We start from the raw sequence: 23,468 nt of genomic DNA on the forward strand, positions 1-23,468 counted from the left end.
CAGCGACGTCGAGCTCACCGGTCAGCCTGATCGCCACCGGAATGTTGTTCACTGCAGAAGCAGTATCGAACCGGTTCAGGAACCACATCCGCTGCTGCGCCAACGACAACGGAACAACATCCGGCCGATCCTGCGGAACGAGCGGTGCTCTTCCCCCGCCCCCCTGCGCAACTGCGGCGTCGACGAGTATCGCGAGTCCCGCGACCGTCGGCGCGTCGAAGAAGTCTCGAACGTCGATACGGATGTCGAATCGCGCATTGATGCGCGAGATCACCCGGGTAGCGATCAGCGAGTTACCGCCGATCGCAAAGAAATCGTCGTCGGCACCGATGGCCTCGGAACCGAGCACCTCAGCGAACACCTCGGCAAGCGCCAGCTCGGTATCGGTGGACGGCTCCCTGTATTCGCTTGCCAACGAGGAGAAGTCGGGAGCGGGGAGAGCTCTTCGGTCGAGTTTGCCACTGGAACCGAGTGGGAACTCCTCGACTGCGACGAACAACGCGGGGACCATGTATTCCGGCAGTCGGGAAGCGACAGCCTGCGCAAGCGACTCCTGATCGATGAACTCGCCCTGCGCGGGCACCACATACGCGAGAAGGACATCGCCCAGCGAGTCGTCGGTGTGGACGAGGGCAACTGCTTGCGCGACCGAAGGATGCTCGAGAACTGCAGTTTCGATCTCGCCGAGCTCGATACGAAGACCACGGAGCTTCACCTGGAAGTCGGTGCGTCCCACGTATTCCAGCATGTCGACCCCATCGCGAGGTGCCCACCGGACCAGGTCGCCGGTCCGGTACATCTGGCGTCCGTCGTCGAACGGATCAGCCACGAACCGATCGGCTGTCAGGTCCGGTCGCGCTACGTAGCCACGTGCAAGTTGGATGCCCGCAAGATAGAGCTCACCTTCGACACCGGTCGAGACCGGTCGGAGTCCGTCGTCCAACACGTAGAGCGAGGTGTCGTGCACGGCCCGGCCGATGGGGACGGATCCCGATTCCACATCGGCAGTCTCGTAGTACGTGACATCCACCGCGGCCTCGGTCGGACCGTACAAGTTGTGCAGTTCTGCCGAGCTGACGGTATGGAATCGCGTCGTGGTCTGGGCTGGAAGCGCCTCACCGGACGCAAAGACATATCGCAACGTCTCGATCTCGCGGACCGAGGGTTCTGCGACGAACACCGCGAGCATCGACGGTACGAAGTGGGCCACGGTGACCCCGCGTTCGGTCATCACACGAGCTAGGTACGCGGGGTCACGATGTCCATCGTGCGTCGCAACGACGAGTCTGGCACCGATCTGCAAGGGCCAGAAGAATTCCCACACCGAGACATCGAATGTGAACGGTGTTTTCTGCAGCACTACATCGTTCGGTGTCAGAACGTAGTGATCTTGACGCCATTGCACATTGCTGACGATCGCGCGATGTGAAACTGCCACACCCTTGGGGCGTCCGGTGGACCCTGATGTGAAAATCACGTAGGCCAACGAATCGTCCGACAACGTCCGCATCCGGTCGCTGTCGGCGAGGGCGGTCGCGTCGAATCCGTCCAGTTCCAACAGGTCGATCTCGATGACACCGACCCCGGCCGGCAGGTCGAGAGGTTCGGTGGACAGGCCGAGTACGGCTGCCGGCTGTGCGACGTCGAGCACGTACGCCAAACGCTCTGCCGGATGATCAGGGTCGAGAGGAACGTACGCTGCTCCCGATTTCACGATCGCGTACATGCCGACGAGTAGCTCCAGCGACCGTCTGATCCCCAGTCCGACGAGGCACTCCGGGCCTATTCCCAGCGACACGAGATGGCGGGCGAGTCGATTCGCTCGAGAATCGAATTCCGCGTAGGTCAAGCTTGTGCCCTCGAACTCGACGGCGATTGCATCCGGAGTAAGGGCGACCTGTTCCTCGAAGCGGGATACGAGCGTCGGCGGGCCTGCAGGAGTCAGATCCCCCAACACCTCGGAGGCGTCGACGACAATCGACTCGACGATACCGGCGAGGCCACCGGACTCGAGTGCGCCGGGAAGAACGTTGGACAGCACGACGGTGACGAGCGCCTCGGTCCCCAGTGCACCACCCATGGCGGCCTCGAGCGCAGTCAGCTCGGCATGCAACGTCGTGTAGGTCACGGTTGTCCCGCCGTGGGTCAATGCGATGCGATCGGGCGCAGCATCGACAACTGCAGAGATCACTCCTGGAAGCTCGTCCACGGTTACGCTGCCGGCAGCGCCCTGGCTTCGAGTGTTCGGCCGACCATTCGACATCTGAGTGTTCCTCCTACTAACCGCCGCGGGACGCGCCGAGATGCATCGCGTACACGAGACACCCTACGAAACGCTGCGACACAAACCGGCTTCGACTCCAAGTTCACGATCAGGCCCGTGTAGGTCACTGCATGGTGACACCGGGTCCTCCCGGATCAGCGATGAAAGCCTGGGCGTCACTGATCAGTGACGCAACCGTTGCGGCGAAGCCATCGGCACCCAGTGCAGGCAATATTCCTGGTAGAAGGCCTGTCAGCGCCACCGACAGAACCGCCTCTGGTTTCAGTGCTCCCCCGGTCGATTTCGAGACGGCCGACAGTTTCTCGTCGAGTTGCCCGAAGGTGACGCTCGTTCCGGCGTGGGACAACGCAATGGACGATGCGGCAACTGCGGCGGCGGCCGAGACCAATTCGGGCAGGTCGTCGATCGTCTTCGGTTTGGGTGCAGGCCCTGCACGTTCGGCCTCGGACCGAATGTCCACCGCCCGAATGACACTGCTGGGGTCTGATGTGAGGAGGTCGAGCACGCGGGTGAAACGCTGCGCGAACAATTCGATCGTCTTCGACTCGAACAACGACGTGGCGTAGTTGAACACGGCGTCGATCCCGGTCAGATCTCCCGACTCGTCGAAACGTTCGACCGCCGTCAGTTGCAGGTCGACCTTGGCCTGCTCCAGTCCGCTCTCCAAAGCCGACACCTTCAGGCCAGGCAAGGCGAACGTGCCAGTGGCAAGGTTCTGGAAGGTCAACATGACCTGGAACAGAGGACTGTAGGCGGCCGAGCGCTTGTGACCTGCCACTTCGACGACCCGCTCGAAAGGGACATCGGCGTGAGCGAACGCGGACAGATCGGTTTCTCGTACTTCGGTCAACAGATCGGCAAAGGTCGTGCTCGGCGAGACTTTCGTCCGGAGCACCAGCGTGTTGACGAACATGCCGACGAGGTCGTCCAGCGCGGCATCGCCACGTCCCGCCACTGGGGTTCCCACGGTGATGTCTTGATCACCGCTCAGCTTCGACAGCAGCACCGCCAAAGCGCCGTGCACAACCATGAAGACTGTCGCATTGTGTTCGCGAGCAGTTTTTTGTACACGCGCTGCTATGTCGGACGGGACCGTGAACTCGGAGCGGCCACCACGCAAGGATGCTCGAGCAGGGCGCGGAAAGTCGGTCGGCAACGCGATCTGCTCGGGTGCGCCGACCAGAGTCTCGGCCCAGTAGTCGATCTGCTTGGACAACACACTGTCCGGATCGTCCTCGGATCCGAGGACCTCCCGCTGCCACAACGCGTAATCGGCATACTGCACAGGCAGTTCCGTCCACAGCGGCGCATCGCCGGCCGTCCGAGCGATGTAGGCAGTCATGACGTCCCTGATCAGCGGGCGCATGGAGAAGCCGTCGGCGCTGATGTGATGGGCAACGAACACCAAGACGAACTCCGACTCGTTCGTCTCGCTGATCGAAAAGAGCTCGGCTCGAACGGGCACTCGCGCCGCGACATCGAAACCGGCGGTGACGACGTCTCCGACGACAACCGGTACCTCGGCGGCCGAGATTTTGCGAACCTCGAGACCTGGTAGGACTTCGGACATCGGAACCACGGATTGGACAGGGCCGTGATCGGTATCCGGATACCTCGTTCGCAGTATCTCGTGCCGACGGAACAGGTCGCCCACTGCAGCTCGCAACGCCGTGACATCCAACGCGCCGGTAAGTCTGATGGCTACTGGAATGTTGTAGGCGTCGGACGTTCGATCCACTTGATTGAGGGTCCACATGCGCTGCTGGGCCAACGACAGCGAAACGGACTCCGGACGAGGGCGTGCGATCAGAGGCACACGCGCTCCCTGCCCGACGTGCGACTCCACCCGCGCTGCCAACGCACCGACCGTCGGCGCCTCGAATACCGAGCGCACCGGGATCGACGCATTCAGTGCGGCCCCGAGCCGAGCCACGAGCTGAGTTGCGACCAGCGAATTGCCACCGAGAGCGAAAAAGTCGTCGTCGAGTCCGACGCGAGCAACTCCTAGAAGCTCGGAGTACACCCGCGCCACGATCTGTTCGACTGGATCGGTCGGAGCGCGGAACTCGGTCGATTCGAAGACGGGAGCGGGGAGGGCCGCCCTGTCGAGCTTGCCGTTGGCGTTGAGCGGTAAGGACGTCAGCACGACGAAGTGTGACGGCACCATGTACGACGGCAAGGACGTACCCAACGCTGTCCGTACCTCGTCGATGTCGATCGTTCGGGATTCGGAGGGAACCAGATAACCCACGAGTCGATCCCCGGTGAGGGCGTCGGAGTGCATGATCACCGCCGAATCGGCGAGCGTATTCAGCGCACGCATTGCCGCCTCGATCTCGCCGAGTTCGATCCGGAAGCCTCTGATCTTGACCTGGAAGTCGGAGCGGCCCGCGAAGACGAGTTCGCCGTGTACATCCCAGAATGCAAGGTCACCCGAACGATACAACCGTCCGCCACTGGGGTCGAAAGGATTGGCGACGAAGCGATCAGCGGTCAGATCGGGACGGCCGAGATATCCCCGCGCAAGCTGCTTGCCCGCAAGATACAGCTCACCGATAGTTCCTGCCGGGACGGGGTGTAGCCGTGTGTCGAGCACGTACGCCTGTGTATTCCATTCCGGCCGACCGATCGGGACGCGCGCACTCTCGTCGGATCGTACTCGGTGCGAGGTCACCGACACCGCAGCCTCGGTGGGGCCGTACAGGTTGAACAAGGCACCTTCGTTGTGTTCGACGAAACGCCGAGCAGTATCTCCTGGCAGTGCCTCACCGATCGCGAGCACACGCTTCAACGAAGGAGGAAGGACGCCATCTCCGTCGACCATCAGCGCGGTCAGCATCGACGGCACGACATGGAGCGTGGTGATCGACTCCTTCCGAATGATGTCGTTGACCCGTGCAGGATCGCGGTGCTCGTCCGGTCCGGCGATGACGAGGGTTGCCCCTGACGTCGGGGCCGACCAGAACTCCCACACCGACAAGTCGAACGTTGCCGAGGTCTTCAACAGAATCGAATCCTGCGAACCGAGATCGAACTCCGTTCGCTTCCACATCAGCTGATTGGCGATCGCAGCGTGGGAAACGGCGACGCCCTTGGGGCGTCCGGTCGATCCCGAGGTGAAGATCACGTAGGCGGAGTTGCCTGCGCGCAAAGGTGCCGCCCGCTCCGCATCGGTGATCGGCGCATCCGAATGCACGGACAGATCGAGGCCTGCAATATCCGCCATCGGTATGTCGAGGACGGAGTGGTCCGAGAATCGCGAACCGTCACTCGACTTGGACAGCAGCAGTACCGGCCCAGCAGTCTCGAGAATGTACTCGACACGTTCGAGCGGCTGATCGGGATCGAGTGGCACATAAGCACCACCCGTTTTCGCGACGGCGAACATCGCGACGACCAGATCGGCACTCCGACGTATCGCCAACGCTGTCAACGTCTCCGGTCCGACCCCGCGCGCGATCAGATACCGGGCCAATCTGTTGACCCTCGAATCGAATTCGTGGAATGTCCAGCGTTGATCGCCCTCGACAACCGCAGTCGAGTCCGGACGGATTGCGACCTGCTCGTCGAACAACGAGACCAACGTGGCTTCGCTGTGAACGGAGTGGTCGGTCGAATTCCATGATTCGAGTACGAGTTCGCGTTCGGCGATACCGAGTAAATCGATGTCCCCGATTCGTGCGTCGGGTCGTTCGACCACAGATTCGAGCAGCCGGACGAACCGTGTCGCGATCGTACTCACGGTCGTGTGGTCGAAGAGATCCTTCGCGTAGGTGAACTCTGCCGACATCCCTGCAGGCACTCCGCTCTCCGAATAGCGGTCCACCACGATCAGATGCAGATCGAACTGCGCCACACCGGATTCGATATCCAATGCTGCGATATCGAGACCCGGAAGCGCCACCTCGGTGACTCCCTGGTTCTGGAAGGAGAACCCGACCTGGAACAGCGGGTGCCGTGCAGTCGAACGGACAGGATTGAGAACTTCCACCAGCCGTTCGAACGGCACGTCCGCGTTTGCGAAGGCGCCGAGGTCTGCCTCACGGGCGCGGTCGATGAGTTCCGCGAAAGGCAGTGCGCCGTCCACGTGTGTCCGTAGCACCAGCGTATTGACGAACATGCCGATCAGGTCGTCGAGCGCGCGATCACCGCGACCGGCGATCGGTGTGCCGACAGCGATGTCACCTGTGCCGGAGAGCCTCGAGAGTAATCCGGCGAAGGCCGCGTGTACCGCCATGAACAGGGTGCCGCCCTGCTTGCGTGCCAGATCGCGCAGACCTTCGTGTAGCTCGGCATCGATCTCGAACTCGACGCTGCCACCGGCGAAAGACTGCGTTGCCGGCCGCGCGCGATCGGACGGAAGGGTCAGCTCGTCCGGGAGGTCAGCGAGTGCGTCGGTCCAATAGCTGATCTGCTGAGCCGCAGTCGAGTTCGCGTCCTCTTCGGAGCCGAGCACATCGCTCTGCCAAAGGCTGAAATCGGCATACTGCACCGGCAACGGAGTCCAACCCGGCTCGGTGCCGGTCGCCCTCGCTGCGTATGCGGTCATCAGGTCGCGAGCCAGCGGACCGACCGATACCCCGTCGACACTGATGTGATGCGCAACCATCGCCAGCACGTGCTCGGTGGCACTGGTTCGGTAGAGCTCGATCCGCATCGGTACCTCTGTCGTCACATCGAACTGTGTCGACGCGAGCGAAGCGATGTGCTCGGACAACGCGTCGGGAGCGACATCTGATACCGGCAGTTCGGGAATCGACCGAGACGGGTGCAGAATCTTCTGCACCGGACCGTTCTCCGACTCCGGATACACGGTTCGAAGCGACTCATGACGAGAGATGAGATCGGCGACGGCCGCCCCGAGAGCTGCTACATCCAGTTCTCCGGACAAGCGCAGCGCAAACGGAACGAGGTACGCCGTCGAGGTGGGGTCGAACCTGTTCAGGAACCACATACGACGCTGAGACAACGACAGTGGGATCTCGTTCGGGCGCGTGCGCGCGACCAGCGCTACTCTCCCGGACTTTCCGGACCGCTCGACCTCGAGCGCGAGCCTCTCCACTGTTCGTGACTCGAACAACGCACGCACCGGGACAACCGAATCGACCGCTGCACCGATCCTCGACACCACTCGCGTGGCGATCAGCGAGTTACCGCCGAGTTCGAAGAAGTCGTCATCGACACCGACTCGGTCGACGCCGAGCAAGTCGGCGAAAATCTCCGCGACGATCTCCTCGATCGGTGTAGTCGGCGCCTTGAACTCTCGAACCTCGAACACCGGTTCCGGTAACGCGCGACGGTCCAGCTTTCCGTTCACGGTCAACGGAATCTCGGACACCACGACGAAGGCCGAGGGAATCATGTATTCAGGCAGCACAGCAGCCACTTCGGTACGGAGCTTCTGAACGTCGATGCTCGAACCCACGACCGGTACGAGGTAAGCAACCAACTGATGCGTGTCGTGCCGATCGGTTCGAAGCACAACGGCTACCTGGCCCACCGGATCCTGACTCGACAGCGCGGATTCGATTTCACCGAGCTCGATACGGAAGCCACGAATCTTGACCTGATCATCAGCACGACCGACGAACTCGAGATCACCATCGATGGTCCACCTCGCCACATCACCGGTGCGGTACATCAACGAACCAGAAGCGTGCGCCGCAGTACCGGAGAAGGGGTTGGCGAGGAAACGCGTTGCCGTCAGGTCCGTTCGACCGAGGTACCCGCGAGCCAACGTCCCACCCGCAACATACATTTCGCCCGCAACACCAACCGGAACCGGCGCGAGCCGCGAATCGAGAACATAGACCCGTAGCCCTGGGATAGCCGCGCCCACTACCGATCCCGTAGCACTCGACACCAACTCGCGGTCGATCCGACGATGCGACACATGCACGGTCGTCTCGGTGATCCCGTACATGTTCACCAACTCGGGACCGTTCTCGCCGTGTCTATCGAACCAATCCGACAGTCGACGCAGTTCGAGCGCCTCACCACCGAAAATCACGTATCTGAGCTGCAAGCTCCCCTCACTGGCAGTGCTGACTCGGTCCACCGCTGCCAGCTGATAGAACGCCGACGGGGTCTGGTTCAGGACGGTGACGTTTTCACGAATCAACAGTTCACGGAACGCCTCCGGCGACCGTGAGGTGAAGTAGTCCACCACCACGAGCGTGCCGCCGTGAAGCAATGGCCCCCACAGTTCCCACACCGAGAAGTCGAATGCGTACGAGTGGAACAGCGTCCACACATCACTGCTGTCGAACTCGAACAGCCCATCTGTGTTGGCCATCAAACGCGCAACCGCGACATGTGGGACTACTACGCCCTTGGGGCGACCCGTCGATCCCGAGGTGTAGATGACGTATGCAACATCCGTGGGACGAAGCGGACGAGCTCGCTCGACATCGTCCACCGCAGCGGAACCGAAAACCGACAAGTCCACGGCGTCGATCTCAACGCAGCCCAACCCTGCAGGCACTGAAAATTCGCGTCCCGACCAGGTCACCAATGCAGTCGGTGCAGCATCGGCCAAGACGTAGGCGATGCGGTCTGCCGGATTCGTCGGATCAACCGGTACGTACCCACCGCCGGCTTTGATCACAGCCAACAACGTGACGACGAGATCCACCGATCGTGGCAATGCCACAGCGACCAACGACTCCGGGCCGACCCCGGTCGACATCAGGTGACGTGCAAGGCGATTCGAGCGATCGTCGAGCTCTCGATAGCTCAATCGCTCCTCGCCGAACACCACCGCACACGACTGCGGCGACCGCAGGACCTGTTGGTCGAACATCTCGGCCAGCGTCGACACCGACGGATCGATCCCGTCGACACCCGCCCACGTCGACGTCACACGCACCCGCTCCTCGGCCCCGAGCAGATCGATCTCGCCGATCACGATGTGCTCGTCCTCGACAACCGCGTCGAGCACTCTCAGCAACCGAGCGCCGAACTCTTCCACCGTGGCTCGGTCGTAGAGATCTGTTGCGTAGGTCCAGAAAACTCGCAGACCGTCCGGGGTCCCGTCGACAGCCGCCGATTCGGTGACCGTCAATTGCAGATCCGCACGCGCGGTCGCCGCGTCGACATCCACCGGCGCGACGGTCAGCCCAGGTAGGTCGAATCCAGTCCGTCGGATGTTTTGGAACGCGAGCAATACCTGAACGAGCGGGTGACGGGCTTGCGAGCGCTCGGGATTGAGCACCTCCACCAGACGCTCGAACGGAATATCGGAATGCGCGAATGCAGCCAGGTCCACCTCACGCGCTGTCACGAGGAGTTCACGGAAAGTACTCGCTGCGTCCACATCGGTGCGCAGGACCAGCGTGTTGACGAACATTCCGATCACATCGTCGAGAGCAGCATCGCCGCGACCCGCAATCGGTGTGCCGATCGCGATATCGTCCGTCGCCGACATACGGGCCAGCATCACGGCAACCGCACTGTGGACGACCATGAACAACGACGCGTTGTTGTCCCTCGCGAGTGCTGAGAGTCGGCGATGTACATCGGCGGTGACGTCGAAAGACACCACGGCCCCGTGCCCCGAAGCCGTCTCGCCACGCGGACGGTCGGTCGGCAACGTCACCTCGTCAGGTAGCCCGGCGAGCGCGTCGCGCCAGAATGTCTCTTGCTGAGCGAGTAGCGAGCCTGGGTCGGATTCGGACCCCAACACCTCGCGCTGCCAGATGGCGAAGTCGGCGTAGTGGACCTCGAGCATCGGCCAGCCTGGCTCGTGACCCTCTGATCGGGCCACGTACGCCGTCATGACATCGCGGGCCAGCGGAGCCATCGAGAATCCATCGGCCGCTATGTGGTGGGCTACGAACATCAGCACATGCTCATGGGTACCGATCCGAAAGAGCTGCGTTCGAAACGGAACATGCAGGGTGACATCGAATCCGGTCGCAGCCAACTCGTACATCCGCGTCGGCAGGTCATCCTCCGAAACGTCCACCGGTGTCAGATCGAGGGTGACCTCGCCCACGGACAGGATCTTCTGGTAGCCCGATCCATCGTGGTCCGGATAGACGGTACGCAACGACTCGTGACGGCTCGTCAGATCGCCTACCGCCGCAGCGAGCGCCGCGACATCCAAAGCTCCGGTCAGCTTGATTGCCGCCGGAATGTTGTTCACTGCCGACTCCGGATCGAATCGGTTGAGGAACCACATCCGTTGCTGTGCAAGGGACAAAGGGATCAACGCCGGACGATTCTGTGGACCGAGAGCCTTGCGGCCACCGGTCCCGGCCTTGCGCTCGACGCTGGCGGCCAGCGCACCGACCGTCGAATTCTCGAACAGCTCTCGCACTCCGACACTCGAGTCCAGCGCGGTCCCCAACCTCGAAACCAATTGCATGGCAACCAGTGAGTTCCCACCGAGCTCGAAGAAATCGTCGTCGAGACCAACCCTAGCCGTGCCCAGGACGTTCGTGAATACCTGAGCGACGATCTCCTCGATCGGTGTGACTGGTGCGCGGAACTGCACAACCTCGGCACTGGGCACCGGTAGGGCATGTCTGTCCAACTTGCCGCTCGCGTTGAGCGGGAATGCGTCCAACGTTACGAACACCGACGGCACCATGTAAGACGGCAGTGACATCTTCACTGCCGCACGAAGCGCGTCGGTATCGACACCGTGACCTGGCCGGGGCACGACGTAGGCGATCAGTCGGTCGCCTGCGCGAGCATCGGAATGAACGACTACGACCGCGTCGTCGACGTTCTCGGCGCCCGCGCGAACGCTCGACTCGATCTCGCCGAGTTCTACACGTTGGCCTCGAAGCTTGACCTGGAAGTCGCTCCGACCCACATACTCCAGTTCGCCGGCGGAATTCCAGCGTACGACGTCACCGGTTCGGTAGAGTCGAGCACCGTTCTCGCCGAAGGGATCTGCCACGAAACGCTCAGCTGTCAAGTCGGCCCGACTCGCGTATCCGCGAGCGAGCTGCACGCCGCCGATGTACAGCTCCCCCAGCACCCCGGCGGGCACCGAGTGCAACCGTTGATCCAGCACGTATGCGCGCGTGTTCCACAGCGGCACACCGATGGGAACGGTCTCGGTATCGACGTCGGTGACGGCGTGGAAGGTGACGTCGACTGCAGTCTCTGCAGGTCCGTACAGGTCGTGCAACTCGGCGCCAGGAAAGACCCGTCGAACCCGAGCTACGGCCGAAGGCGTGAAAGCCTCGCCGCCGACGAACAGCAGTCGGAGGGACCGGCAAGCATCGGTATCGACATCGGTGACGTACACCGACAGCACAGAGGGTACGAAGTGCGCGAGTGTCACCTGTTCACGCTCGATGATGCGGGTGATCCGGCCCGGGTCACGATGCGCATCGTGGGGAGCGATCACCAGTGACGCGCCGTTCTCCAGTCCCCAGAAGAACTCCCATACGGACACGTCGAACGTCGCCGGCGTTTTCTGGATCAACACGTCGGCAGCAGTCAGCCGGTAGATCTCCTGGCGCCACAGCATCTGATTCACGATCGCGCGGTGACTGATCGAGACGCCCTTCGGCAAACCTGTCGATCCCGAAGTAAAGATGAGGTAGGCCGGATTGTCCGGTCGGAGTGGACGCGTCCGGTCCGCGTCGGTGATCGCAGACGTCGACACATCATCGAGATCGAGCTTGTCGAACACACAGACCGGGGCATCCGCCGTGATCGAGTTCGCGGTGTCCTCGGTGGCGAGGACGAGAACTGGCCGAGCACTCGCCAGGATGTGCTCGTTACGCGAGGCGGGCTGATCAGGATCGAGGGGGACGTACGCTGCGCCTGATTTGATGATCGCGTACATGCCGATCAGCAGCTCGAACGAACGCCGCGCTACCAATGCCACGGTGGATTCGGGGCCGACACCTCGGCCCACCAAATACCGAGCGAGGGCGTTCGCTCGCGCATCGAACTCCGCGTAGGTAAGGACCGGCGACGGCGCATCGGTCTCCGACGCGAGCACCAGTGCAGGCGCATTCGGAGTACGCCCGACCTGCGCGTCGAACAAGGAAGCGAGGGTCTCGGTGTCGTCGACCGCATGCTCGGTATCGTTGACCGTGCGAACGAGCCGGTTGTACTCCTCTGGTGCCTGAAAATCGATGTCGCCCACGATAATTGCCGGATCGACTTCGATCGCTCGCAAGATTCGCTGGAAGCGAGCCGCCATCGCCTCTACGGTGGCCGCGTCGAAGAGGTCGGTTGCGTAGGTGAAGAGGCAGGACAAGCCGGCGTCGGTTCCGTGCTCATCGGTCTTCTGACTGATGGTCAGCTGGAGATCGAACTTCGAACCCTTGGTTTCGAAGTCGACCATCGAGACCGACAGTCCTGGAAGCTCGAGGTCGGTCAGCTCCATGTTCTGGAACGAGAGCATCACCTGGAACAGCGGGTGTCGCGCTTGTGATCGAGCAGGGTTGAGCACCTCGACGAGTCGTTCGAACGGGACATCTGCGTTGGCGAAAGCCTGCAAGTCTGTCGTACGCGTAGCCGCGAGCACCTCATCGAAGCGTGCACGCATGTCCACCGGTGTGCGCAGAACCAGCGTGTTGACGAACATGCCGATCAGATCGTCGAGAGCGGACTCACCGCGTCCAGCCACCGGAGTTCCGACCACGATGTCCTCGGTCCCCGAGAGGCGGGCGAGCAGAACGGCAAAAGCCGAATGCATGACCATGAACAGCGAGGAGGCGTGGTGATGCGCAAGATCGGTCAGGACGTCCACGGTGGACTGCCCGACGAGGAAGCTCACGCCCGCACCCTGGTTCGATGCGACCGCGGGCCTCGGATGATCGACCGGCAGATCCAACTGAGCAGGTATTCCTGCGAGCGCGGACTTCCAGTAGTTCTGTTGCTGCGTCAACAGCGATTCCGGGTCACTCTCGTGCCCGAGCATGTCTCGCTGCCACAAGCTGTAATCCGCGTACTGAACCGGTAGCGGCAACCAATTCGGTTGCACGCCTTCGGACCGGGCGATATAGGCAGTCATGATGTCGCGGGTCAGTGGGCCCATCGAAAAGCCATCGGTGGAGATGTGATGAACGACCAGCACCAGAAGATGTTCGGTCGGGCTGATTTCGAACAGACGCGCACGTAACGGAAGTTCGACGGTGACGTCGAAACCAGTCGTCGCCACCTCTTCCAGAACCGAGAAAATGTCGTCCCCGGAGATCTCGATCGGCGCGAGATCTGGAATCACCTTATTGGTGGGCAGTATCAACTGATGGCCGGACCCGTCGACCTCCGGGAAAATAGTGCGGAGGGACTCGTGCCGATCCAACACGTCCGCAACGGCCACATTGAGAGCCTGTCGGTCGAGCAGACCGGACAAGCGCACTGCCACAGGAATATTGTTGACCCCGGAAGCAGTATCGAACCTGTTGAGGAACCACATGCGCTGCTGGGCGAGCGAGAGGGGAACGAGTTCAGGGCGGACCTGCGGCACCAAAGGCCTACGGCGTCCGGCACCTGCCCGCTCGGCGATTGCGCGAGCCAAAGCGGCTACAGACGGATTCTCGAACAACGTACGGACGCCGATCTCGGCATCCAGGGCTGCGCCGAGCCGAGTCACGACACGCGTCGCGATCAAAGAGTTGCCGCCCAGTTCGAAGAAATCGTCGTCGAGTCCGACCTCGGTCGCGTCGAGTACCTCGGCGAAGACGCTCGCGACTGCCTGCTCCGTCGGCGAGACGGGTTCGCGGTACTCGCGCTGAACGTACACCGGATCCGGAAGTGCTCGACGGTCGAGCTTGCCCGTCGCACCCAGTGGGAATTCTGTCAACGGCATGAACACGGACGGGACCATGTACTCGGCCAGCCGTGACGCCAACATCTCTCGTACCGGACGGAGGTCGGTGTCGGGAGCAGTGACCACATAGGCCACCAACTGCTCGCCGCGCACCGAGACAGCCGCCTGCTGGATCGAGGTGTTCTCGAGTAGGACGGCTTCGATCTCACCGAGCTCGATGCGCAGACCCCTGAGCTTGACCTGCGAATCGCTGCGACCGATGTACTCCAGTTCACCGCCGCGATTCCACCGCACGACGTCACCGGTTCGGTACATCCGATTTCCGGACTGCGCGAAAGGATTTGCGACGAAGCGGTCGGCCGAGAGGTCTGGGCGACCGACGTATCCACGGGCCAACTGGGCACCCGCGAGATAGAGCTCACCAGCGACACCCACCGGCACGGGCGACAGTCGCGCGTCGAGCACGAACACCGAGGTGTTCCACACGGGCATACCGATCGGCATCACTACAGTGTCGACGTCGCTGACCGGGTGGTAAGTAACGTCGACCGCGGCCTCGGTTGGACCGTACAGATTGTGCAAGGCGACACGGGGCAACGCTCGACGCAACGACTGTGCGGTCGTCGGAGCGAGCGCTTCACCCGATGCGAACACCAGACGCAACGAACTACCCGCGGCTCGGCGGACCTCGACCTCCGGCACGAACACCGCCAGCATCGACGGCACGAAGTGCGCGACGGAAACCTGCTCGCGCTGAACGAGCTCGAGGAGATAAGCGGCATCTCGATGGCCGTCGGGCGCGGCAACGACCACCGAGGCACCGTTCTGCAGAGCCCAGAAGAACTCCCACACCGAGACGTCGAACGTAGACGGAGTTTTCTGGAGCACGACGTCGGCCGCGTCGATCGGGTATTCGTTCTGCATCCACAGCAGACGATTCACGATGGCCGAATGCGCCACCGCGACACCCTTCGGCCGGCCTGTCGAACCAGAGGTGAAGATCACGTATGCCGTGTTCGATTCCCGTAGCGGGCACAGCCGGTCATCGTCCGAGACGGCCGCGTTCGAATACCCGTCGACGTTCAGGTCATCGATGTCGATGACGTCGATGACCCCGAGATCCAGGTGATCCCGCATCGTGGACAACACACAGACAGGGGACGCGGTGGCAATGATGTACTCGTTGCGCTCGGTCGGCTGCGTCGGATCGATCGGTACGTATCCGGCCCCTGCTTTGACGATGGCGTACATGCCGACCAGCAGCTCCACACTGCGGCCGATTGCAAGCCCCACCAACATGTCCGGGCCTACGCCGATCGAGATCAGATGCCGCGCAAGGCGATTGACTCGCGAATCGAATTCCGAGTAGGTGAGCCTCTCGTCCTCGTACACCAGCGCCGATGCCTCAGGTGTGGCCTCGACCTGGCGATCGAACAGATCCACCAGTGTCAGACCGGGAGCGACATCGTGCCGAGTTCTGTTCCACGTCGATACGACTCGCTTGCGTTCACCGATGTCCAGCAGATCGATGTCACCTACCGCGACCGATGAATCTGCCACGACCGCTTCGAGAACGCGAACGAACCGCGACGCGAAACTGCGCACAGTTTCCGCATCGAAAAGATCTATCGCGTAGGTGAATTCGGCGGACATGCCCTGCCCCCGACCGTCGTCTCCGATCGACTCGACGACGTTGAGCTGTAGATCGAACTTGGCGACCTCCGCATCGAGAGCGACGCTGTCCACGGAAAGACCGGGCAGATCGACGTGGGTTCGAGTGAGGTTCTCGAAGGACAGCATCACCTGAAAAAGCGGATGCCGCGCCTGTGAACGTGTCGGATTGAGCACCTCTACGAGGCGCTCGAAGGGCAGGTCGGCGTGACCGAATGCGCCCAACGCGACTTCCCGCGCGCGACCGATCTGCTCCGAGAACGATGTCGAAGCGTCGACGTCGGTGCGGAGCACCAAGGTGTTGACGAACATCCCGACCACATCGTCGAGCGCGGCGTCCCCGCGGCCGGCAACGGGAGTACCGATGGCAATATCGCTCGTCCCGGACAATCTCGAGAGCAAAACGGCAAGGGCGCCGTGCACGACCATGAACAGGGACGCATTGTGGGCAAGCGCCAGAAGCGACAGTTCACGATGCATGTGGGCAGGGATTTCGAAACGAACCGAGGAACCCTTGTAGGACTGACGACTAGGCCGCGGATGGTCGGTCGGCAGATCGAGCTGATCCGGTAGCCCTGCAAGCATGTCGGCCCAGTAGTGGACCTGGCTCGAGATAAGCGAAGTCGAATCCTTCTCCGAACCGAGAACCGACCGCTGCCACAAACTGTAGTCGGCGTACTGAACGGCCAGCGGCAACCATGCTGGATGCTCCCATGCCGTCCGAGCGGCGTAGGCGATCATGATGTCGCGAGCGAGGGGCCCCATCGACCAGCCGTCGGCCGATATATGGTGCACCACCATCGCGACCACATGTTCGCGCGGCCCGATCTCGAACAGTCGGGCTTGTATGGGGACATTCACCGTCACGTCGAACGTGGTGGAAGCCAGCGCGAAGACCTGTCGCTGGATGTCCGCCGCCGACGTCTGAATCGGCATGAGACTAGGGACCGTCTGGGCCGCGTCGAGGATGCATTGTCTCGGGCCGTCGACGGTGTCCGGGTAGACGGTCCGCAACGACTCGTGTCGATCGATTACATCCATGATGGCGACTTGAAGTGCCGCCACGTCCAGCTCGCCGGTCAGTCTCAGCGCGAACGGAATATTGTAAGCAGTGGAATCGGTGTCGAATCGATTGAGAAACCACATCCGTTGCTGTGCCAACGACAGTGGTACCTGGTCGGGACGGGTCGAGGCGACCAACGGGATGCGCCCGCCTTCGCCCGCTGACTGCTCCACCCGTACTGCGAGAAGCGCTACCGAAGATGCCTCGAACACCATGCGTACGGGAACACTGGCATCCAGCGCGACGCCCAGCCGAGAGACCACCTGAGTTGCCAGTAGCGAGTTGCCGCCGAGTTCGAAGAAGTCGTCGTCGAGGCCGACGACGGGGACGCCGAGGACATCGCTGAACACTGTCGCAACAGTTTCCTCGATCGGTGTCGTCGGGGCACGGAACTGACGAAAGCTGATGCCGAGTTCCGGTTCCGGAAGGGCCCGGCGATCCAGTTTGCCGATCGGTGTCAACGGAACCTCGTCGAGAACGACGATCACCGAAGGCACCATGTAGTTCGGCAGCAGGCGTCCCACGTGCTTCGACAGTTCGTCCTTGTCGATACTCACCGAACCGTGCACATACGACACGAGAGCCGTTTGACCCGACTGTATTTCGCGTCCGAGTGTCGCTGCGAAGGTGACCGCGGGGAACGTCTCGAGCGCTGCGTCGATCTCCCCGAGCTCGATACGGAAGCCGCGAACCTTCACCTGGAAGTCCGAGCGCCCCACGTACTCGATGGCAAAGTCTTTCGTCCATCGAACGATGTCGCCGGTGCGGTACATTCGCGTCCCCGCGTTGCTGTACGGGTCGGCGACGAACCGATCCGAAGTCAATCCTGCACGCTTGAAATAGCCACGTGCGACGGCGTCGCCCGACAGATAGAGCTCACCTGCAACACCGGCAGGGACCGGCTGCAGGCGGGAGTCCAGAATCAGGGCGCCGACACCAGGTACAGGCCTACCTACCGTGATCGGCTCGCCGACGAACAGTTCACCGCGCGTCGATACGATCGTTGTTTCGGTCGGTCCGTATGCGTTGAAGAAGCGGCGGCCCGGTGCCCAGCGCGCGATCAGATCGGCCGCGGATGCCTCACCACCGACGGACAACAATTCCAGGTCGTCGAGGCCGACCGGGTCGACGGAGCCGAGTACGGCCGGCGTGATGATCGCATGTGTGACAGCAACATCGGCAAGGAGTCGATGAAGTTCGGGGCCACCGATGATCGACGGCGGGGCCACGACCAGAGTTGCTCCAGCCGAGGCAGTGAGTGCCCATTCGAGAACAGATGGGTCGAAGCTCGGGGAGATCACGTGAAGGAACCGCGACGCAGGCGTCACCCGATAGAGGTCTACCGACTGGTCGATCAGACCGGACAGGCCTCGATGGGTGACACTGACGCCCTTGGGCAGGCCGGTAGAGCCGGAGGTGTAGATGATGTACGCGGGGTGGTCCAGGCGAAGTGGCGCGGTCCGATCCTCGTCGGACACACCGTCGGCCGGATAGCCGGCGACAGCTTCCTCGAACTCGGCGTTGTCGATTGCCCACCACTCGCACGTGCCGGGTAGTTCGTCGACGCGAGTCGACGAGGTGATCCCTACGAGGGCCCCTGAGTCCGAGAGCATGTGCCGCACCCGGTCGGTGGGGTATTCGGGATCGACGGGAACCCACGCGGCACCAGCTTTCGCCACTGCCCACATCGAGATGACCATCTCCAGCGAGCGCGGAAATGCCAGTGCGACAACGGACTCCGGGCCCACGCCTCGATCGATCAGGTACCGAGCATATCGATCGGTGAGCTCGTCGAGTTCTCGGTACGTCACCGTCTCCTCAGACGTGTGCACCGCGATGCCGTCCGGGTTGACAGCCACACCGGCCGCCAAGAATTCTGGCAGAAGTCGTCGCGATTCGACGCGGCCACCGTGAATGGTCGTCAACGTCTCGGACTCGTCCGGAGCCAGAATATCGATGACGCCCAACGGAACCGATGCATCTGCAACGATGGCCTCGAGAATGCGCAGGAACCTGTCGGCGAATCCCTCGATCGTCGAGGCGTCGAAGAGGTCCGTGGCGTACTCGAAGGTGGCTTCGATTCGTCCCGGCTCCCCGGAATCGTCCTGATGCTCGGTGAGCCAGAGCTGAAGGTCGAATTTCGCGATCGGAACATCGAGTTCCTGCGCGGTCACTTGCAGACCGGCGAAGCTGAGCTCGCTCACACGCGCTTTTTCCAGGGAGAGCGCAACCTGGAACAGCGGGTGCCGGGCAGTCGATCGAGCAGGATTGAGCACCTCGACGAGTCGCTCGAAGGGGATGTCTGCGTGCGCGAACGCCGATAGGTTGGTGTTGCGTACCTGATCGAGTAGATCGTCGAACGAATCGTGGGGCTCCACCCGAGCACGAAGGACCAGCGTATTGACGAACATGCCGATGATGTCGTCGAGCTGCTCATGGGCTCTGCCTGCAATCGGCGCGCCGATCGCAATGTCGGTGGTACCGCTCAGCCTCGACAGCAACACCGCGTACGCGGCCTGCACGACCATGAAGAGCGAAGCTTGGTGCGCGCGCGCCACAGTGGTGAGACCGCGATGGATGCGGGCGTCGATGGTGAAGCGGCTCTTTGCTCCACCGTTGGTCGCTACCGACGGACGGGGGCGATCCGATGGAAGGTCGAGCTGATCGGGTAGCTCATCCAAGGCCTGGACCCAGAATTCGATCTGCTGAGCGGACAGCGAAGCGCTGTCGCTTTCGAGTCCGAGGAGTCGACGTTGCCACAACGCGTAGTCCGCATACTGGATCGGCAGAGGCGCCCACGCGGGTGCCCGTCCGTTCGACCGGGCCTCGTATGCAGCCATCATGTCGCGGGCGAGTGGACCGAACGAAGACCCGTCCGCCGCGATGTGATGCAACACCATGGCGAGCACGTACTCGTAATCGGAGATCTTGAACAGTGCGATCCGGATCGGTGCAGCGACTGCGACGTCGAATCCGCCGCGAGCGAACTCCACCAATTCGGTGACCAACGAAGTCTCGTCGACGGATGCGGCCGAGAGTTCCGACAAGACGTCCTCGGTCCGCAAAATCAATTGTTGTGGGGCATCGTCGACCTGCGGGTAGACCGTCCTCAGCGTTTCGTGACGAGCGACCACGTCCGCAAATGCCTGGGACAGCGCCACTTCGTTCACGTCGCCGGTCAGTCGCACCATGAACGGGAGATTGTATGCAGCGGTATCCGGGTCGAACCGGTTGAGGAACCACATACGTTGCTGGGCAAGGGACAGGGGCAGAACATCCGGCCGAGGACCGGCAGTCAGTGGTGGGCCTGCGGATCCCTGTTCTATCGCTGTCTCGGCGCGCGATGCGAGCGCACCGACCGTCGGCGCTTCGAACAACTCTCGGACACCGAGACGGATTCCGAGGGCAGTTCCTACCCGCGTGACGAGTTGCGTTGCGATCAGCGAGTTACCGCCCAGTTCGAAGAAGTCCTCATCGAGACCGACGTGCGATGCGCCGAGGACGTCTTCGAAGACACCTGCGACCACGTACTCCACTCGCGTCTGCGGAGCTCGATATTTCTTGGCACTGCTGAACACCGGCTCCGGCAACGCTTTTCGATCGAGCTTACCGCTCGTATTAAGCGGTAGTGCGTCGAGAACGACGATCGCGGAAGGCACCATGTACGACGGAAGTGATCGGGACGCGAACTCGGCCCCCTCGGCTGCGTCGACCGTAGCGCCTGGACCGGGTACCACGTAGGCGACAAGTTGCTCGCCGGTCGCAGTGGGAACGACGAGCGCCACGGCCTGCGAGATGGACTGGTGTGCAAGAAGAACCGTCTCGATTTCACCGAGCTCGATGCGCTGCCCACGAAATTTGACCTGAAAGTCGGTCCGTCCGATGTAGTCGATGGTGCCGTCCGCGCGCCAACGCACGAGGTCGCCGGTGCGGTACATCCGCTCCCCCGCGCTCCCGAAAGGGTTGGCGACGAAGCGGTCCGAGCTCAAATCGGGCCGGCCGACGTATCCACGAGCCAACTGCACGCCCGCCAAATAGAGCTCGCCGCTTTCTCCGATCGGGCTGGGCCGGAGTAGGCCGTCGAGTACCAAAGCCCTGGTGTTCCATTCGGGAACTCCGATGGGAACAGTTCTTTCGTCCTGTACACCACTTTCGTAGTACGTCACCGAGACTGCCGCTTCGGTGGGACCGTACAAGTTGTGCAACCCGGCATCGGTCAGCTCACGAAATGCTGCTGCTGTTTCCACCGGTAACGCCTCACCGATGACGAACACATGCCGCAACGACCCGCATGTTCCGATCGGTGCGTTCGCGACGAACACCGTGAGCATCGACGGCACGAAGTCGGTGACGGTAACACTGTGTTCGGCGATCTTGTCCGCGACGTAGACCGAGTCCCGATGTCCGTCGGGAGTGGCCAGCACCATGGTGGCACCGACCTGGAGGGGCAGGAAGAAGCCCCACAGTGAGACGTCGAACGTCGTCGCCGTCTTCTGCAGGTAGACGTCGGTGGCGTCGAGTTCGTACTCCGAGCGCATCCACTGGAGTTGGTTGTCGATCGCCGCGTGAGTGACGGCGACGCCCTTGGGTCGGCCAGTGGAGCCCGAGGTGTAGATCACGTATGCGGTGTTGTCGAGTCGCAGCGGGGAGAGGAGATCGCGCTCTTGAACGCGTGCAGAATTCAGCGCTGCGTAGTCGAGAAGGTCGACCTGCACCGTGTCGGTGCCGTCCGGTAGTTCCACCCCGTCGCGCGAGACGACGAGAACGCACAATGGTTGCGCAGAGTCGAGAATGTATGCAGTGCGATCGGCGGGATGATCCGGATCGAGCGGTACCCATGCGCCTCCGGCTTCGACGATCGCGTACATCGCAACGATCAGGTCGAGTGATCGGCGAATGGACAATCCGACCAGTGTCTCCGGGCCTACACCCTTGGCGATCAGCATTCTGGCAAGACCGCTCACGCGTGAGCCGAGTTCGCCGTAGGTGAGCGACAAGCCTTCGTAGACGAGCGCTGTGCTCTCTGGATCGAGGTCGACGCGGGCATGGTAGTCCGACAGAAGTGTCCGCTGGACCAGCTCGTGTTCTGTCTCGTTCCAGATCTCCAGTACAGAGGATCTCTCGTCGGCGGTGGCAAGCTCGAGGTCCCATACTCGAGCGCTAGGCCCTGCCGCGACGAACCGGTCGAGGAAGTCGATGAAGCGTGCGTGATTGCGTGCCGATTCTTCGGAGTCGTACAGGTTCGGATTCGACTCGAAATCGACGTGAGTCGTGCTGCCGGCGACGCTCTGATAGAGGTTGAGCCCGAAATCCTCGATCAAACCGGTGGACAGGATGTTGATTCCGCCGACCATCGAACCGAAGCGCAACTCACTGAAGAACAGCATGATATTGACCCAGGGTCCGAAGAACGACGCCTGCCCGCCGGCACCACCGGCGTCACGGCGGATATCTTCGTGGCGGTAACGCTGGTGCCTGAGGGCACCGGTCACTTCGGTACCGATGCGTGCCAGAAGTTCTTCGACCGTGGTGTCTCGCGACACGTCGAGGCGCAGTGGTACGACGTTGGAGACCATTCCACCCGAGCGGCGAAGTACTGCCGTGGTGCGGGCGGTGACCGGCAGACTCAGGACGACGTCCTCGCGTCCCGTCATCTGGGCCAGGTAGGCAGCGAACGCGCTGATCACCACACTGGCCAGCGTTGAACCCGTCGCAGTGGTCAAGTCCTCGATCCGCGCGGCGTGCAACGCCGACAACGCCGTGGTGTCGATCTGGCTGACAGGTGCAGGCGCCGCACTACGTCCGGCCAGGCTCGTCACGGTCTCGATCCCCGCTACTCGATCCGCCCAGTACTCGCGGTCGGTCTCGAAGCGCGTCGAGTCCCGATATGCAACGTCGAGGTCGTAGACCTTGGTCAGGTCCGAGGACAGATTCTTCTTCGGCTCGGTACCGTTCGCGGCCGCGGTGTAGAGCTCCGCGACACGATTCATGAACGTGACCGCACCGAATCCGTCGAGCACGACATGATGGACGCGCTCGTACCAGAAGAAGAGGTCGTCTTCGAGGTGCAGCACCGTCGCGGCGATCAACCGGTCGGTGAGCATGTCTATCGGAGCGCTGTAGTCGGCTCGCATCCACGCGTGCGCTACTGCTCGTGGGTTGTCCTCACCGCGTAGGTCGAGGTATCCGAGTTCGTCGTCGAGGGTGGGATCGACGAATTGCCGCGGTTCTGCATCGACTTCGACGATACGAACGAACCCGGACTGCATCTCGAGCGCAGCTTCGGACGACACTCGCTGCAGAAGGTCGATGTCGAGAGCACCACGTAGTTCGACGTACTGCGCGATGTTTGCGGGAACGGACGGATCGACGTGTTGCGCGAACCACATCCCGAGCTGAGCAGGAGAGAGCGGAAACGACGACGCGCGGCCCCCCTGCGCATCCTGACCTGATCCTGCCGAACCTAGCGGGTCCAATCGAAGCCTCTCTTTCCCACAATCACACGCCCCTGATCGACTTCTGAGTGCAGCGGACGATCAAGCACCGAATACAACAATCTCATTCTTCGTTGCGCAGTCGAAAAGAACGCACACCGATCAGAGCCAAGTTACCTTGCAGTACATCTCCGAATCCGGTTGCGATCGTTACATCTGCTTACTGATCCGCTGGGCCCCCGCCAGCAACATCTATACGGTCGGCCGAAC

2 protein-coding genes are annotated in these 23,468 nt (G+C 62.1%); both read right to left on the reverse strand.

The window, feature by feature from the left end; translation table 11 throughout:
• The coding region (locus tag O1W68_RS00005) for an amino acid adenylation domain-containing protein (RefSeq protein ID WP_269300872.1) at nucleotides 1-2,263 on the reverse strand (2,263 nt) is incomplete at its 3' end.
• Nucleotides 2,264-2,387: 124 nt separating this feature from the next.
• The gene (locus O1W68_RS00010) at nucleotides 2,388-23,240 is read right to left on the reverse strand and encodes a non-ribosomal peptide synthase/polyketide synthase (RefSeq protein ID WP_269300873.1); all 20,853 of its coding nucleotides are present in this window, start codon (nucleotides 23,238-23,240) and stop codon (nucleotides 2,388-2,390) included.
• Nucleotides 23,241-23,468 lie beyond the last annotated feature (228 nt).

This window comes from Rhodococcus sp. H36-A4 (genome assembly GCF_027158005.1).
In the GTDB taxonomy this organism is placed as follows: Bacteria; Actinomycetota; Actinomycetes; order Mycobacteriales; family Mycobacteriaceae; genus Rhodococcoides.